Origin of the sequence: Methylobacterium sp. 391_Methyba4, from assembly GCF_029691625.1 — a bacterium.
Lineage (GTDB): Bacteria > Pseudomonadota > Alphaproteobacteria > Rhizobiales > Beijerinckiaceae > Methylobacterium > Methylobacterium fujisawaense.
Map to the genome: position 1 here is coordinate 2,151,356 of NZ_CP121475.1, position 15,718 is coordinate 2,167,073.

Annotated in this window: 10 protein-coding genes and 2 pseudogenes; 8 read left to right on the forward strand and 4 right to left on the reverse strand. The window is 65.4% G+C overall.

Going from position 1 to position 15,718, the window contains the following annotated elements:
• The gene (locus P9K36_RS10030; RefSeq protein ID WP_278306966.1) at positions 1-978 is read left to right on the forward strand and encodes a hypothetical protein; all 978 of its coding nucleotides are present in this window, start codon (positions 1-3) and stop codon (positions 976-978) included.
• A gap of 289 nt (positions 979-1,267) precedes the next feature.
• Here the strand turns inward: P9K36_RS10030 and groL are convergent.
• The 3 genes and pseudogenes from groL to P9K36_RS10045 all read right to left on the reverse strand — a co-directional run.
• Positions 1,268-2,836 (reverse strand): annotated as a pseudogene (gene groL, locus P9K36_RS10035) (chaperonin GroEL); the annotation flags it as partial.
• 2,540 nt (positions 2,837-5,376) lie between these two features.
• A complete protein-coding gene (locus P9K36_RS10040) occupies positions 5,377-6,612 on the reverse strand; it encodes a hypothetical protein (RefSeq protein WP_278306967.1) in 1,236 nt (411 codons plus the stop codon).
• Positions 6,613-6,741: 129 nt separating this feature from the next.
• Positions 6,742-7,116 (reverse strand): annotated as a pseudogene (locus P9K36_RS10045) (transposase); the annotation flags it as partial.
• 472 nt (positions 7,117-7,588) lie between these two features.
• On the opposite strand from P9K36_RS10045, the gene P9K36_RS10050 reads away from it, so the two are divergent.
• From P9K36_RS10050 to P9K36_RS10060, 3 genes are all read left to right on the forward strand, one after another.
• Entirely contained in the window at positions 7,589-8,023 is a 435-nt protein-coding gene (locus P9K36_RS10050; protein ID WP_278306968.1) for a hypothetical protein, read from the forward strand.
• Positions 8,024-8,157: 134 nt separating this feature from the next.
• Positions 8,158-9,417: an FAD/NAD(P)-binding protein gene (locus tag P9K36_RS10055; RefSeq protein WP_278306969.1), complete on the forward strand. Its 1,260-nt coding sequence runs from the start codon at positions 8,158-8,160 to the stop codon at positions 9,415-9,417.
• A gap of 167 nt (positions 9,418-9,584) precedes the next feature.
• Complete coding sequence (locus tag P9K36_RS10060) at positions 9,585-10,100, forward strand: MucR family transcriptional regulator (protein ID WP_278306970.1); 516 nt, start codon at positions 9,585-9,587, stop codon at positions 10,098-10,100.
• A 170-nt stretch (positions 10,101-10,270) separates the two neighbouring features.
• On the opposite strand, the gene P9K36_RS10065 is transcribed toward P9K36_RS10060, so the two are convergent.
• A complete protein-coding gene (locus P9K36_RS10065) occupies positions 10,271-10,744 on the reverse strand; it encodes a hypothetical protein (protein WP_278306972.1) in 474 nt (157 codons plus the stop codon).
• A gap of 553 nt (positions 10,745-11,297) precedes the next feature.
• Here P9K36_RS10065 and P9K36_RS10070 point away from each other — a divergent pair.
• From P9K36_RS10070 to P9K36_RS10085, 4 genes are read left to right on the forward strand one after another with little or no spacing between them, the layout of a single operon-like run.
• Complete coding sequence (locus P9K36_RS10070) at positions 11,298-11,567, forward strand: hypothetical protein (protein ID WP_278306973.1); 270 nt, start codon at positions 11,298-11,300, stop codon at positions 11,565-11,567.
• A gap of 3 nt (positions 11,568-11,570) precedes the next feature.
• Positions 11,571-11,726, forward strand: coding sequence for a hypothetical protein (locus P9K36_RS10075; RefSeq protein WP_278306974.1), 156 nt, complete (start codon positions 11,571-11,573; stop codon positions 11,724-11,726).
• 7 nt (positions 11,727-11,733) lie between these two features.
• A complete protein-coding gene (locus tag P9K36_RS10080; protein WP_278307272.1) occupies positions 11,734-14,157 on the forward strand; it encodes a UvrD-helicase domain-containing protein in 2,424 nt (807 codons plus the stop codon).
• Between the two features lies 1 nt (position 14,158).
• Complete coding sequence (locus P9K36_RS10085) at positions 14,159-15,340, forward strand: PD-(D/E)XK nuclease family protein (protein WP_278306975.1); 1,182 nt, start codon at positions 14,159-14,161, stop codon at positions 15,338-15,340.
• Positions 15,341-15,718 lie beyond the last annotated feature (378 nt).

Below are 15,718 nucleotides of genomic sequence, written 5' to 3' on the forward strand. Positions count from 1 at the left end.
ATGAAAATCGTTTTGGCCGGTCAGTTGGACCGTGTGTACGCTAATGCGCGTGCGCGTGCCTCTGGCGATGCGGCAAGCCCTGCCTACGACAATGCCGATGGCGCCCAGCACGAGGAAGACCGGCTGCTCACCCATCGTGCCGCAACGCTAGCCGCCCTGAGCGAGACTGTCGTGGCCACCCCGGACTGGTACCCGCTCGACGACGAAGATGAGGAGGACCTAACCGGGGATCGCGTGCACCCGAGCTTCGCGCCTGGCATGGCGCTTACGAGGAGCGCTTGGGTGGCCCTGTACGACGATGCCGCTGGGCTGGTGAAGGCGGTGGACTTCCTAGGGAGCTACTCCGAACGATCCCAGGTGATCTTGGACCAGGTCGACGCGCCGGACGCTTGGGTCGAGGACGACAGTTCTCGCAGCTTGCAGCGGGCCAGCATCGGTGCCGCGCATGCCTATCTCACGGAACTCCTGCTACAGGCGTTCCTGGCTTGGCAGGCTGGCGCCATCCTCGTCATCGGCGAAGCCGACTGCCACCTGCTGGCAGACGTCGCCAAATTCCTGGTCGAAGGAGGCCGGCCTAGGCCCTTCCCCATCCCCGACCTGCGCGCCGTCGTGCGACCGGACGGGGCACTCGCCTCGGGAAGAATACCGGACCTCGGGTTCGAGGAACTTACTGACGTCGAGGCAGGGCGGGCGGATCCCGGCGTTCGAGCTTACGCGCATCGCCTGCAATCGATCGTCGCGGCACCGGAGGAAACCGATGTTCGTGCGCGTCTCGAAGCGGCGCTTGCGGCGGACCGTCCGGCAGGGTCGCGTCGGAGGGGGGCGAATAACGACATCGCGGTCGCCCTCGAGCATGCGGAAATCCTTGGCAACGGCGACCTGCGCATCATGCCAAGCTCGAAGGCTTCAGCCCGCTATGTGCGACGGCATTTCGCCTCGACGGGGCTCCGCACCATCGTCCTCATCGAAAATCCGTGAAACCTCAGCCCTCAAGCTGTAGATCGGTCTTGAAGCGGGATCGGCTGATTTGGCGCTCAGCTGCTCGCCGACCGCACCGCATCGGTCCCCCGCATGGATGGATCGGGGATCTGAGCGGCGGCGACGACTCGGTCGGGCGTGCAACCGCAGGTGCAGCGGCGCAGGCGTTCTCGAAGCGTCTTCGGCCGGATCGGTGACCGATCTCGCCTCACGCCTCGGCCGCTGCCTCGTCCGTTCGGCGCGCGTGACCGCTTTGCCCCGACGTCGTCCCGCTGACGACCATCGTCCCCGTCGTCACCAGCAGGCCGGCCACGGAAGCCGCGTCCTGCAGGGCGGTGCGCACCACCTTGGCCGGGTCGACGATGCCCGACTGGATCATGTCGACATACTCTTCGGTCTGGGCGTTGAAGCCGAAGGTCTCCGACGAGGTGTTGTCGGTGATCTTGCCGACCACGATCGAGCCTTCCACGCCCGCGTTCTGGGCGATCTGGCGCAGCGGCGCCTCAAGCGCCTTGAGGACGATCTTGATGCCGGCCTGGACGTCCGGGATCTCGGACTTCAGCTCGGCGACCGCCTTCTTGGCGCGCAGAAGCGCGGTGCCGCCGCCGGGAACGATGCCTTCCTCGACCGCCGCGCGGGTGGCGTGCAGCGCGTCGTCGACGCGGTCCTTCTTCTCCTTGACCTCGACCTCGGTCGCGCCGCCGACGCGGATCACCGCGACGCCGCCCGCGAGCTTGGCCAGACGTTCCTGGAGCTTCTCACGGTCGTAGTCCGAGGTGGTCTCCTCGATCTGCGCCTTGATCTGGGCGATGCGGCCCTCGATGTCGGACTTCTCGCCATCGCCGTCGATGATCGTGGTGTTCTCCTTCTCGATGCGCACGCGCTTGGCGCGGCCGAGCATGGGCAGCGTCACGTTCTCGAGCTTGATGCCGAGGTCCTCGGCGATCATCTGGCCCTTGGTCAGGATCGCGATGTCCTCGAGCATCGCCTTGCGGCGGTCGCCGAAGCCCGGCGCCTTGACGGCCGCGACCTTCAGGCCGCCGCGGAGCTTGTTGACCACCAGCGTGGCCAGAGCCTCGCCCTCGATGTCCTCGGCGATGATCAGGAGCGGCTTGCCGGTCTGGACCACGGCCTCGAGCACCGGCAGCATGGCCTGGAGCGAGGAGAGCTTCTTCTCGTGGATGAGGATGTAGGGGGCCTCGAGCTCGGCGACCATCTTCTCCGCGTTCGTGATGAAGTACGGGGAGAGGTAGCCGCGGTCGAACTGCATGCCCTCGACGACGTCGAGCTCGGTCTCGGCGGTCTTCGCCTCCTCGACCGTGATGACGCCCTCGTTGCCGACCTTCTGCATGGCGTGGGCGATCATCTCGCCGATCTCCTTGTCGCCGTTGGCGGAGATCGTGCCGACCTGGGCGACCTCCTCCGACGAGACGACCTTCCTGGCGCGGCCCGTGATGTCCTTAACCGCAGCCGCAACAGCCTGATCAATGCCGCGCTTCAGGTCCATCGGGTTGATGCCGGCGGCGACGTACTTGGCGCCCTCGCGGACGATGGCCTGGGCCAGCACGGTCGCGGTGGTGGTGCCGTCACCCGCGATGTCGTTGGTCTTCAAGGCCACTTCGCGCACCATCTGGGCGCCCATGTTCTCGAACTTGTCGGCGAGCTCGATCTCCTTAGCGACCGTCACACCGTCCTTGGTGATGCGCGGGGCGCCGAAGCTCTTCTCGATCACGACGTTGCGGCCCTTCGGGCCGAGCGTCACCTTCACCGCGTCGGCGAGGATGTCGACGCCGCGGAGTAGCGCCTCGAATGCCGAGGCGTACGCGACGGCTGAGCCGGAGCGGAGGGCAGTTCCCACAACCGTCAAAGAACGGGTCGGACGAGAGCGGACGACGGATACCGCACGAGCCTCGTCCAAGTCGATGACCTGCGTCCAGACGCGCGATCGGTTGGCCTTTTGATCGGCGAGCGTGAGCGCCTCGACGCCCGCCTCGTCGATGGTCGTCCAGGCCGAGCCGAACGTCAGGTGCCTCGTCCACTCCGGTACCTCACGGCCGTGGGCACCCAAGATGGTCTGCAGGACGGGCACACCCCAGCGCAGAAGGGGTACGAGCGAGCTGTCGGCGCCATCCTGGATGACGCGATCCTCGCTGCTCCCGCCGGTCGCGAACCTCAGGAGGTGCGCATCGGGGCCCTCGCGCAGAACGCCTTGCATTCCGTCGAGTGCCTCGAGAGCGACACCGCCCTCGTTTCGACCGAACGCTGCGTAAGCGCACGCGAGCAGCATAAGGTCTCGCTCGACCGAGGTTCGAAAAGCTGCAGCGGCATCGGGTCCGAGCAGTTCGCGGATGCGCGGTGTCTCGATCGCGCTCGCGCGACCGGTGGAAAACGCCATGTCCCACTCGGGTACCGCCGTGTCGGAGTAAGGCTCGATCCGAACGCCGCCCATGTCCCTGTGAAGAAGGAGGTCGACGCCCGCACCCACGATTGCGAGGGGGCGCCCCTGTGCCTTCACAGTTACGTTGAAGGACACCGCTGGGATCGTCTCGCACCGCCGTAATTGAGCGCGCTCCGACAGGGCGCCAAACGACGCCATGTTGCGCAGCGGCTCTAGGCCGATCCGGTCCGGCAGCGCGCACTCGGTGACACTCTCCGCAAGGCCTACGTCGAAGACGCGGGCCCAATTTCCCCAGGGTAGGTCTAACGAAACGCGATAGAAGCCCGCTTCGAGATACTCGGTCGGATGGCGATCGATTTCCACGAGCGACATCTTGCGCGCTGCATCGGAGGATCCGACACGCTCAATCGACACGAGTGGCACGTCAGCCAGGTGTCCTCCCAGCCGCCGCGCCCCGCCCGGCGGCAGGACAAATCGGAAGTTCGTGGCGGGACGATCGAAGTCGTCGCCGACCGGGGAAAGAAGGATCTCGAGATTCCGGCCCGAGTAGCTGGATCGGAGCGCACGAAGCCAATCCAGGGCGAGATTTCGCGCGGCACCATCGGCACCGGGAATCAGTGGGTCGAAACGGATGTCAGTCCCGAAAGCGTGTTCCTCGACGAAGACGCCGGCCTGTGGCGGGGATTGGGCGAGCGGCCCGGAGCGTACGGACGCGTAGGTGAGATCTGGCAAGACGTGCGGCACGCCGGCGGGACCGTTCGCTCGGATGTTGAAGGCGTCGAGAGTGATGCCACTGGGAGACGAGGCGCTTGCCTGAGCTCCCCCAGGCGTGGCGATCGCCGACGGACCGGTGCCGATTGGAAGGGTCGTCGCCCTCACAAGTTCCAAGGTGATCTCGACGCCATCGCCGACGAGTTCGGTCGGGGCCGGCGACCGACGCTTGCGCCACGGGCTCGTGGGATCTGCGCTGAACGAGGTCCACACGGTCGCACCGACCGGACCGAGACAGCGCATCGGGAGACTGATCGGCTTGCCGATACCAGGCAGAAGCAGCTGACGCGTCGGTTCGGGAGAGCGGAGGATCAGTTCTGTGACGGCCTGTGTGGCCTCGATCGGATCCGCTTTGACGACGACGGGGAGGTAGGTGTCCTGCGGGAGATCGAAGATCGGAGACCGTCCGGTCCGCTCGGCAGTCTCAAGACGCTGAGAGAAAGGTGTCTGCCGGTTCCCGGCCGCCAGCGCCCTGAGAGCGAAGCTCGGTCCGACGGCGAGGTCGAACACCCCCTTGAGGTCGATTTCGCGTGCCCCGGTATCCCAATCGTAGATGACGGCGGATTGCAGCGGATCGGCCGCCTCCATGTTGCCGAGGCGTTCAAGGTCGAGTGCTCTGCAGAGGAACGTTATCAGCGTCTCCCCGGGCGCGCCGGCCCACGCCTTCTCGTCCGGTGCCGCGGCGTGGCACACTGTGAGCGCGTTGCTGGCGACGACGTTGTAATTTTCCGGAGCTTGCTGTGGCCCCTGGGGTGTCACCGGCGAGACTTGGCCGATCGTCGCGATGGGCTCCTTGCAAGCGTTGTAGATGACGTACTGCCGCCGGAAGCTCCAGCTTAGGAAATAGCGAAGGTACTCTTCGAGCCAGATGTTAGACTTGATGCCATCGATTCCGTAATTCGATGGGAGGAACACCGACCCCTTTGCGAGCACGTAGAGGCCGTGACCGGACAGGACAACGAAGAGTTGGTCGGCCGAGAGCCTGGCCAGCAAGTTCATCGAGCGTACGATGCTTGGGTAATCGCAACCGTGGACGATCACACCGCCCGTGTCGACGATCCGCCCCGGCGACGGCCCGAGGTGAAGAAGAATCCGGTCATCGGGAACCCCGATCGCGCGGAGCCAAGAGAGCGCGACGAGTGCGTCGTCGACGCAGTGCGGGAGCGTCGTGATGCCGTCGAGGTCGTACCGATCGATGCCGATCACGAGGGCGTAGGCGTCGCGCACGGCTAGCCGAGGAACTGCTTGATGCGCGTGTAGACCTCGTCGCCGAGGAAATAGGCGCTGTGGGCCTCGGGAAACGATGCACCTGACTTGTACTCGTGGTCCTCTATGCCCGCCACGTCCGGAAAGACACGCGTCGCGCAGAACGACAAGAGGTCACTGCGGTCATAGATGTTGAGCCAAGGCACAAACGGCGTCCCCTCTGGAAGCGCATGTCCGGGCCGCATCGTGCCTAACGCGTCAAATTTGAAAAGCATCGGCGCCTGCGAGCCTACGGTGATCAGTTTTGAGACGGGCAGGCGCTCGTCGCGTGGACGGGAGAGCAGATCGACGAGCATGATGCCGCCGAGGCTGTGGCCGAGCGCGATCACCTGCCTGCCGCTGCCGGCGAGTTCCAGGATTTTGGACTCGATCATGGCGAGGATCTCGTCGCCGCGACGTTGGTAGAGCAGGATGTCGCCGAGAAACGGCGACGAACTCCCCATCAGCCCATCGCGTCGCTTGATCGCCCAGTCGGATGCCCGTGCGGTCGCGAAGCCCTGGACCTTGTCGCGCAGCCACCCGCCGATCCCCTGCGTCGTAGGCGCGAGTCCGGTACGGACCTCGTCGACGAGAGCCTCGCGTTCGGACCGGAGATAAAGCGCCGACGGTCCAGCACCGGGTTCGGAGCGCGCCCGTCGCAGGGCCGTCGCGACGATGGCGCGCGCCGTCGCGGCGACGAGGTCGGGGTCTTGCGCAGAGCCGACCGAACGGGCGGCCTCTCGAACGAGCGACTCCGCCGCCAATGAGCGAGCCGCATCGCGGATTGCCTCAGCCGTCACCTCGCCAGGCAAAGGGTCAGCGAGTTTGGGCCCGAGATCGTGAATCGCCTGTATGAGCGCGAAGTCGGCGGGCTGAGGGCCGCCGGGAATCGGAACATCGGTCAGCGGGACGTTTGAGCGCCTCAGCGCGGCCATGCGAAGTTCGACGAGAGGATCGACGAGGAGATCGGACCAAAGCGCGGCCTCAATCTCGGCTTCCGTCGTGTCGTCCAGGGCCATCGCAGCACCGAGCGGCAGGACTTGCTCGAGATCCTCCTTGCTCACCTTCGATCCGTGCGCTTCGCCCCAGTCGACAAAATCCAGCTGGATGTCGCCCAGGCCAGCCTTCGCGAGCCCCTTGCGGATCCGTGAGACGGTCTGCTCACGGCCCACACTCCGCACGCCAGTCCCGTGCACGAAGAGCAGCGTCTTGTCCGCCATCGCAATCTCTCCGGTCACTTCCGTGAACGCTGGGTCGTGCGCGCGCGCGTCTCGATCGAGACCACACGGGAAAGAATCCCCACCGCCGCTGGCGGGTCAAGTCGCGCGTGTGCCAGCGAGGGTCTGTCGTCACCTGTTCCAATTGCAGGCAGCGGCGAGGCAGATAGCGGCGGTCAAGCTGATGGCGGTCTGCTCGTAGCGGGTGGCCACCGCCCGCCCTTTTCTGGCCACGCTCACAAGCGCTCGACGCGGTTGCGATTGGCGTAGATCCAGGCTGGGCACCGGGCGCTTCGTCGGGCTTGGACGGAATGACGGTCTTGGCGCTCGTCTCGTGGATGTGGCGGCGGAAGCCGCGGCTGGAGTGGCCGCGGCAGCCACGACCTACAAGAGCCGGCCGGGTAGGCAGCCGAGCATGGGCACGGCGTGGGGCAAGGCCTGTCCTGGTGCGAGTCGGAAGCCGACGGCGCATCCTGCGGCTTCGGCGATCACACAGGCCTTGGTCCCACCATCGGCCCGGTCCGAAGCCGGCGCTGCACGTCCGCACCTGGACCTGTGACGCCTGCGGCGTCAGCCACGAACGCGTCGCAGAACATCCTGGCCACGGGGTTCGCGGTCAGGGCCGGGTCCGATCCCCGGCGATCGCCTGTGGAGGGGGCGTCGGACCCGCCGGGCCTGGTTCGGATCGTAGCCCCGGTGAAACAGGAACTTGCGGCGTGAGCCGCAGGAACCCTCGGCCTTCAGGGCGAGGAGGATGTTAAACCGATGGCCGCAACACCGACATGGCTGGACCCCAGACTGACCCGAGAGACCCGAAGTTTACGATCACGTTGCCTCAGCCACGCCGGTGATGTGCCTGGAGGGCAGGTGGATGTGCCATCGACCCTTAATCCGGGTCAGTTCGGAGCGGCTTGGGTCCGTTCGATTCTGCGACGGGTCCCGAGTTGCCACGAGACCCAAGTCTTGGTAGACGAGACCCATGAGCGATCCCCCTCAGGAAGATCGGGTTGCCGCGACGATCCTCGATTTGCACGAGGCGCTGTGCCGCGATCGTGAGGAAACGCGACGGCAACTTCTCAAGATTGAAGGAGAGATCGACCGCCTCAGGACGGCAGCCAAGGCTGTGAGGCTTGATCTACCCGAACCGAGGGTGACGGGACTTCTGGGGCACTCGCCTGATGAAAGCACGAACCCGCAGGGTGTGGAAGCGCAGGCGCCCCCGCGGACGATCAAAGAGGCCGCATTGATTGTCCTGAGGACACATGGGAGGGGGATGTCAACTCTCGAAATCCTGCCTCACGTCAACAATCTTCTCGGTAATTCTTACGAGCGAGGCAGTCTAAGCCCTCAGCTCAGTCGACTAGTCAAAGATAAAATTCTGCTCCGTGACGGAGACAAATGGATGCTGCCCTGATCTTCGGTCGCGATCCGCGATTGGTGAACAGGGCGCTTCTTACAAATCTGCTGGCGACGACTTCCCCGGCCCGTCGCGCAGCCGGGCTGTGACGTGATCTGAACCGGGTGCTCCATCGGCTGCCTGGAGGTGGTATGACACGGATAGCCATCGTCGGGGCAGGTCCGAAGGCTGCGGCCATAGCAGCCAAGAGCAGGGCGCTGCGAGAGTGCGGCCACGCTAGCGCGCTCGAGGTGCATGCCATCGACCGCGCCCGGCCAGGGGCGGCGTGGAGCGGCGGATATGGCTATTCCGACGGCTCCACCCCGCTGTGCACGCCCGCACTCCGAGACCTGGGATTTCCGTACGCGTCCCATCCGTACGGTCGCGATGTGGCCGAGTTCATGCTCGCGCATTTCTCTTGGACGCGCTTCCTCATCTCCCGTGGCGATGCCTACGCCCGGTGGGTCGATAGGGGGTGTCCCGCGCCGTCGCACCGCTTGTTCGCCGACTACATCGATTGGGCAATTCAGGGCTCGGCCGATCGACTCATCACCGAAGAGGTCGTGGGTCTGAAACATACGGCTGCGGGGTGGCGCGTTCGGGTCACCTCTGGCGGGTTGCTGCCCGACGCCTACGACGCTGTCGTGATCACGGGGAGCGGCCCACCAGTGGCCCCCCTGGCCGGCGCGACGATGCGCGTCCTTGATGGGGAGAACCTCTGGAGATCGGAAAGCCTGGTCCGGATGCTGTTGGACGATCCTGAGAATCCGGTCGTCGTCATCGGGGCGGGGGGCACTTCGGCGGCAGCTGTGAGTTGGCTGATGGCGCGGCGGTTCGAGCGCAATCCCATCTGGATTGTCGGCAGCCAAGCCACGTTGCACGCGCGCATCCCGAACGCGTTCGAAAATCGACTCTTCGGGGACGACGACGCTTGGGCACTGCGGTCATTGACGCAGCAGCAGCAATTCCTGGATCGGCTGGATGCTGGTGCCGTGTGGGCCCCCGTTTTGGAACGCATCGCTGATCACGGCAATCTCTCCTATTTCCCCGGCCGGGCTGATCACTACGCGACCAAGCCCGCCCCGAGCGGCCGCGGGCACGATCTCTGGGTCGTGGTGAAACGCGGGAGCGGGCCGAACGTACGGCTGCCCGCCGCCCTCGCTGTCGATTGCCGCGGGTTCGACGGCTTGTGGTTCAGGCAATTGCTTGAGCGGCCGGCGCAGGCTGCACTCGATGCCCTCAAACAGTCCGGTGTGAGCCTCGTAGACGGGACGTTCGCGGTGCGTGACCCGTTCCCGCATCCTGGGTTGCACGTTCCAGGAAGCGGCGCTGCGGTTGGGCCCGCCGCCCGCAACTTGATGGCCCTGGGATGGATGGCCGACAAGCTCATCAGGAAGTACGCCCCGCCCTGATCCCATGCCCGATCCGCCGAGACGCGAAGTGGTCACGGCGACGGCGCGATTTCGGTCGTTGGGCTCGGACGGCGAACAGGTCTCGATCCCGGCGGGGTATGAACGCGACTCCTCGAGCGTTATACATGTGCGTGGACCGGCCAATCGCTGGGGGTACGGAGGCAGCCATGGATTGTGAAGCCGAGGACGACCTCGTTCTGCGCTCGGTCTACTTTCCGGAAGCTCTCGACGATCAAGTGCGTGCCCGCGCTTCCCGGCTCGGGAAAAGCAGTGGCGACCTCATCCGCGAACTCGTGCGTGTCGGCTTGGAACGCGAAGGAGCGGACGGAGGTACGAGCGAGGCTCGGAGGCCTTCGTTTACGCCAGAGCCGATTTCTCCGGAACGCATCAAAGCCTCAATTAACCCCGATTACCTTGTCAGTTTTATCAACGGCAAGCCGTACAAGACCTTAAAACGACATCTTCACATGAACGGTCTTGACGCAAGCACGTATCGAAAGAAGTTTGGTTTGCCGTCTGATTATCCTATGGTTGCCAAGACTTACGCCGCCAAACGGTCCGAGCTTGCGCGGACGTTGGGTTTGGGGACAGCAAAGACGCGCCCCGTCGAAGGCGCAGCTGATGAAACGCAAAAGCACGGCTCGAAAAGAAGGGTCAGGCGAAGCCAAGGCGAGGCAGCCTGATTGTGACCACTCCGCCCGCTGGGCAGGCGGCTTCTCAGGACAGCTATGCGGTACTCCGCTGACTTAGATCCTGAAGGCCGATATCCTGGCCTTGAGTGGGAACGGCGCGCCCACTTTCAGCGAATAGCAGTTGATCCCCCTGCCTTCAGGCAGGGAACCGCGGCAGCGAACTACGCATTGTGAGGGCTGCGGTCTCCGGCTAGACCGCTGGGGATCAAAACGGGAACACGCTTGCCGTGCAGATCCTCACGGTACCCTGCAAACTCGATCCCACACCCGAGGACCGGTCGGCTCTCGCCGCCACTGTCGGGGCGTTCGGGGCAGCGTGCCGGACCGTGGTTCGCGACACGCCCGCCGGCTTGACCAACGAAGCGCGTCTGCGCGCCGAGGTCTACCGGGCGGTGCGCACCCGGCATGGACTCTCCGCAAACCTCGCCCAGGGGGCGATCGCCCGCGTCGCAGCCAATCGCAAGGCGGCTCGCGCCACCCGAGGCATCGTCGCGATCTACCGTGACGCCTCCGTCCAGTATGACGAGCGCACCTTCCGGTTGTTCGGCGAGGTCGTTCGCTTGACGCTCAACGGAGGACGCCGACGAATTGCGCTCGCGCTGGGCGCGCACCAGCGCGCCCAACGCGCTCGTCATGGGGGCGAGCGGCGGATCCGCTCGGCTCAGCGAGGGGAAGTTTACAGCCAGGCACCCCCCCCCGGCTGTGTTCGTCGATCGGCCTCAGGACGCGCAGCGGGGCGACGGTCGCGCCCAGCGCGCTGACAGCGGCCGTGAACAGGACGGCGCCGCGCGCGAGGAACAGGATCGGGCGAAGGTTGAAGCGGAAAGCGGGCTTGTCGGTCCGATAGCCTGATCGCCACCAGCGACGGCGACACCATCCCGGCCCTGCGCTACGCCCGCTGGACGCACACGGCGCAGCGTCGCCGACAGCGCCCTCTCGCCCGCTGCCAGATTGGCTCGAAGCGACGGCTCAAAGCCAACGCACGCCTGGCCGCCGCCGTGGCGAAGATCGCCCGGCGCCGTACCCGACGATCAACCCCAAACGACGAAGGACCCACTATCCCATCTCCGGACCACTTGGTATGCAGGTGTGAGATGCGCCAAGACCGAGAAACGGCGGAAGCGATCGGGAGGGGACACTTGGTTTCGCAAAGCAAAAAAGCTAATTCAGCCTAGCGGAGCCGAGTCGATGATTGTCTATTTGACAGATCGTGATCCTTGTATTGCCGTGACGGCAGGCGAGAGATTGCTGGTTTTGCTTTTTTGTTACATGACGTGCTTCATCTCGGCGACCCTCGTAACGTGGGCGTGCAACCTGCGGCTGCGCGAGTTCGTGGACGTGGCTGATCCGGAGAAGGCGCATGTCAATCCGCGCGACATCCTAGCCGACCTCGATGCACGCTTCTTCGAGGCTGACTGGAAGAGCACCAATTACGACACGCGTGCGGGTAGAGACTGAGTGATGGCGGGCCTCGAGACGATGTCCACCAATCCGGCCAACGGCGACGACGAGTTTGAAGATCTCAAGGCGGTCGACCGCGGATCGATCTTTGCCGATGGCGATGCCGCCCTCGCGCCTCGAACGCCGGTCCTGGCCAAGCGAACGGAAGAGGGCTGAATTGCCGATGTTCGCCACTTCGCCGACGCTTGAAGCGTTCCCGGGTATCGTTGCGCAGGCGCTCTCGACGCATGTCCCAAACGAGCGGCAGCGCGAGGCTATTGCGGGGTCAGGCGCGGTTCCGCTGCTTGTCGTCGCCGGCCCCGGCACGGGAAAGACGACGACGCTGGTGCTCAGGGCGCTGCGGTTCACCTTCGTCGATGGCGTCGCGCCCGAGGACGTGCTCATCACGACGTTTACCGAGAAGGCGGGACGAGAGATCCGGTCGAGGTTGACCGAATGGGGCACGCGACTGCGCGCGCACCTCGTCGCCGAGGCAATCGCGGCGGGAGACCACGACCATGTTCGGCACCTGTCGACCATGGATGTCAACCGCTACATCGCCGGCACACTCGATAGCATCTGCGAGGACGCGGTACGCGACATGCGCGAGCCGAACGAGGCGCCCCCGGTCATCCTGGAGCAGTCGGCCGCGCGCACGATTCTTTACCGGCGCGGCGAGGTTTGGCGCGAGTTGCAGGATATGGGCGACTCATTGCGCACTTACCTCGGCCGATACAGCTTCACCGGCGATCCAGTTCGCAACAACGGCGAGGCGACGGAGATCGTGCGCACCATCGTCGATCGCTTGGTGCAGGACCGCGTCGACCTCGATGCCTACGCCGCCCCGCACGGTGACCGAGCGTTCCGGCAGGCCATCCTTCGCGTGAAGGAGCGCTACGAGCGCTATCTCGCCAACACCAACCAGATGGATTTTGCCCTGCTCGAGCGGCGGTTCCTGGAGCGGCTCCGGGCGGGCCGCATGCCGCGCGGCATGCAAACGCTGCGTATGGTGATGGTTGACGAATACCAGGACACGAACCCGCTGCAGGAGGCGATCTACTTCGAACTCGTGCGCCGGACCGGCGCGAGCCTCACGGTGGTGGGGGACGACGACCAATCGCTCTATCGGTTCCGCGGCGCCACAATCGAACTCTTCCGCGACTTCCGCGAACGCGCTCAGCAGGAACTCGGCTGCTCCGAACCGCAACTCGTCTGCTTGGAGGAGAACTACCGATCGTCCGAGCAGATCGTCGAATTTTTCTCCGCGCACGTCGCCAACGATCCGGACTTCGCCGGCGCGCGGGTGCCACTACCAGCACCCTACGTGCGCCGTGTCGTCTCAACCAGCGGCTCCGCGGCAATCGGCGTCATCGGCATGTTCAGGGACGACGCCCCGACGCTGGCGACGGATCTCGCCGAATTCCTCCATAGGGTGTTCCGGCAGGGCGGACGCACCCCGCTCCCGCATGAGAACACGCTCGCCGAACCGATCCTGCCCGCCGAGGGCGGCGACCTCGGTGACGCCGTGCTGCTGGCCTCAACCGTGGCTGAGCGCAGCCGGCCGTACAAGGGTACCCCCGGCAAAGAGCGGCTGCCGCTACACCTGCGGCGCGCTCTGGAGGCGCGGGGCCTCGCCGTGTTCAACCCGCGTGGCCGAGCGTTGCGCGACATTGAAATCGTCCAGCAGTTCCTCGGGCTTGCCCTCGTCAGCATCGACCCCTCGCCCGCGCCCGGCCTGCGGGGCGAGCGCCAACAGCAGGCGTTCCTCACCAACCAAGCCAACGACTTCCTCGACCTGTGGCGCGCCGCCGCCGACACGATGCTCGCCACCAATCCGCGCTCCCCGCGCGGCGAACTGCTCTCGGCGAAGGTGGAACGCTGGCGGTCGTTCGCCGTTCGCGGCGAGGGAGACGAGACCGAGTGGCCGTTGCTCGACGTCTGCTACAGCTTCCTGCCGTGGTTCCTGCCGTTTCAGGACGATCCCGAGGCGCAGGTCTACCTGGAGGCGATCACCAGGACAGTCGCGGCAGCGGCGACCTTCTCGGGCTACAAGGCCGCCATCCAGCGGGACGAGCCTCACCGCACGCGCTCGGTCAACGGCGCGATCCGCGACGTGCTTACCCCGATCGCGGAGAACCTCGTCCAAGTCGACGAAGACATCATGCCGAGCGTGCCCCGCGACCGACTCAACATCATGACCATTCACCAAGCCAAGGGACTGGAATACCCGCTTGTGATCGTCGACGTCTCGTCGGACTTCAAGACGAACCACAGCAGCCAGCGCTTCCGGCGCTTCCCCGACGAGGTGAGTTCGGTGGTGCGGCTGGAGGATGATTTAGCGGCCGTGACCCCGGTTGGCCTTGCCCGCTGTCAGCGGACTGGCATGCAGCGCACCTTCGAAGACCTCGTGCGCCTCTACTACGTCGCCTACAGCCGGCCGCAGAGCCTGCTGATGCTGGTCGGCTGCCAGCAGGGGCTACAGTTCAGGACGAAGATCAAGAACGTCGCGAAGTTCTGGCGTCGCGACGAGAGTTGGGCCTGGCTGAGTGATCCGTCGCTGCGGCCGCCACCGGTCGACGCCGACCGACTGCCGTTCGTCAGGATCTGAGATGCGCATCGCCCGCAAGCGCCCAGACCGGATCGTCCCCGAGTACTCCTTGACCGGCGACCTGCTGTCGTTCCGCCGCTGCGCGCGGCAGTACCGCTACCAGAATGGCAGCGCCCTACCGCCGTCGCGGCCCGTGCAGCTCTGGTACGGCGAGTTCATCCACGGGCTCCTGGAGAATGTGTACCGGCTTTGTAAGAGTGAGGGCGGCCTACCTTTTCCGCTCCCCTACACGCGTCTCAACCTGTCTGACCGGATTGAGAAGCCCCCAGAAGGCCTCGCCGCGTTCGACTTGCGCAATCTCGGCTGGCCGGTCGAGGAGTCGCTCCTCAACCAGAACAAGCGCGCCCGCAGCCGCAAGGCGAGGCTCGCCGCCTACCGCCGGGCCGAGGCGGCCGTGAATATGCTCGGCCCGCACTTATTCCCGCTTATCGCGGAGGCCGAGGAGCGGGTTATCGGCACGCGCGACATACCCGGCGCGATCGCCAACGCGCATCGGGCTGAAAAGTACGCGCTCACCGGCGTCATCGATGTGTTGACCGAGCTCGAACTCGGCACGGCGCCCACCGACAATCTCATCCGACAGGCCGTCCAAGCGCGGTGCCCTAATCTCGCCGGCGAGTTTGAGGTGATCGTCGATTATAAGGGCACGCGCCGCCCCGACAACGATACGCGCGAGTGGCGCGACGGCGAGTGGCAGGTTCAGACCTACGCCTGGCTGCGCCATGAGCAGCGCCGAAGTCGCCGTGTCGCCGCCGGCATCCTGATCTACGTCAACGAACTCGCGCCGGGCGAAGGGGATGTGCTCGCGCTGAAGGCGGCCTTGGGCAAGGACCGCACGGATGTTGGGCCAGTCTTCGACAGCGATCGGCGGATGTTGGAGAACTGGCGGCCGGGCGCACGCGCCGACTTCAGCCCGAGTTTTCTGCTCTCGCGAGCGGTGCGCGTCGTCCCCGTTGACGACATGAGCATCGAAGAGGCCACCGGCGCTTTCGATGACACCGTAGCCCGGATCGAGGACTGCGTCCGCCGCGAGGATGAGGCCGTCAGCATCCTCCAGACCTGGGTGGACGATTGCCGGGACGGTAAGACGTGTGCGGCGTGCGACTTCCGTTATTTCTGCGAGGGCTATCAGCGTAATGGCAACGTTATCGGCGAGGAGGACAGGCTCGAGGATGAGATTTGAACCGGCACGAGGAAGCATGAACATTCCTCGGCCTAAGCCTGAACAGTCTCACGCATAAAAACTCGCGTTCTCATTTTGCGAAATCGTGCGGCCATTGCCTCCGTCCAAGGAGAGGATATCGCCGCCTTTGAACGGGTGCTCTTGTGTCGATAGCCGCCGAGGTGACCCCGTGCGCCCGCGATCGGGCCGAGTCCCGACGGGAGAGAATCCGCGGTCGGCCGTCCCATGCTCGGCTGCTCTCCGAGGCCGCGCGATGTCCTGCGTGCCACGTACGGCAAGTCCGCGCCGATGGGGAGCCATATCGCCGGCTACCGCCCTCTCGGCCGAGCCGTGAACGCGGCGTGACCGTGCGAGAACGGACGGCTGCAAAGACGAGGG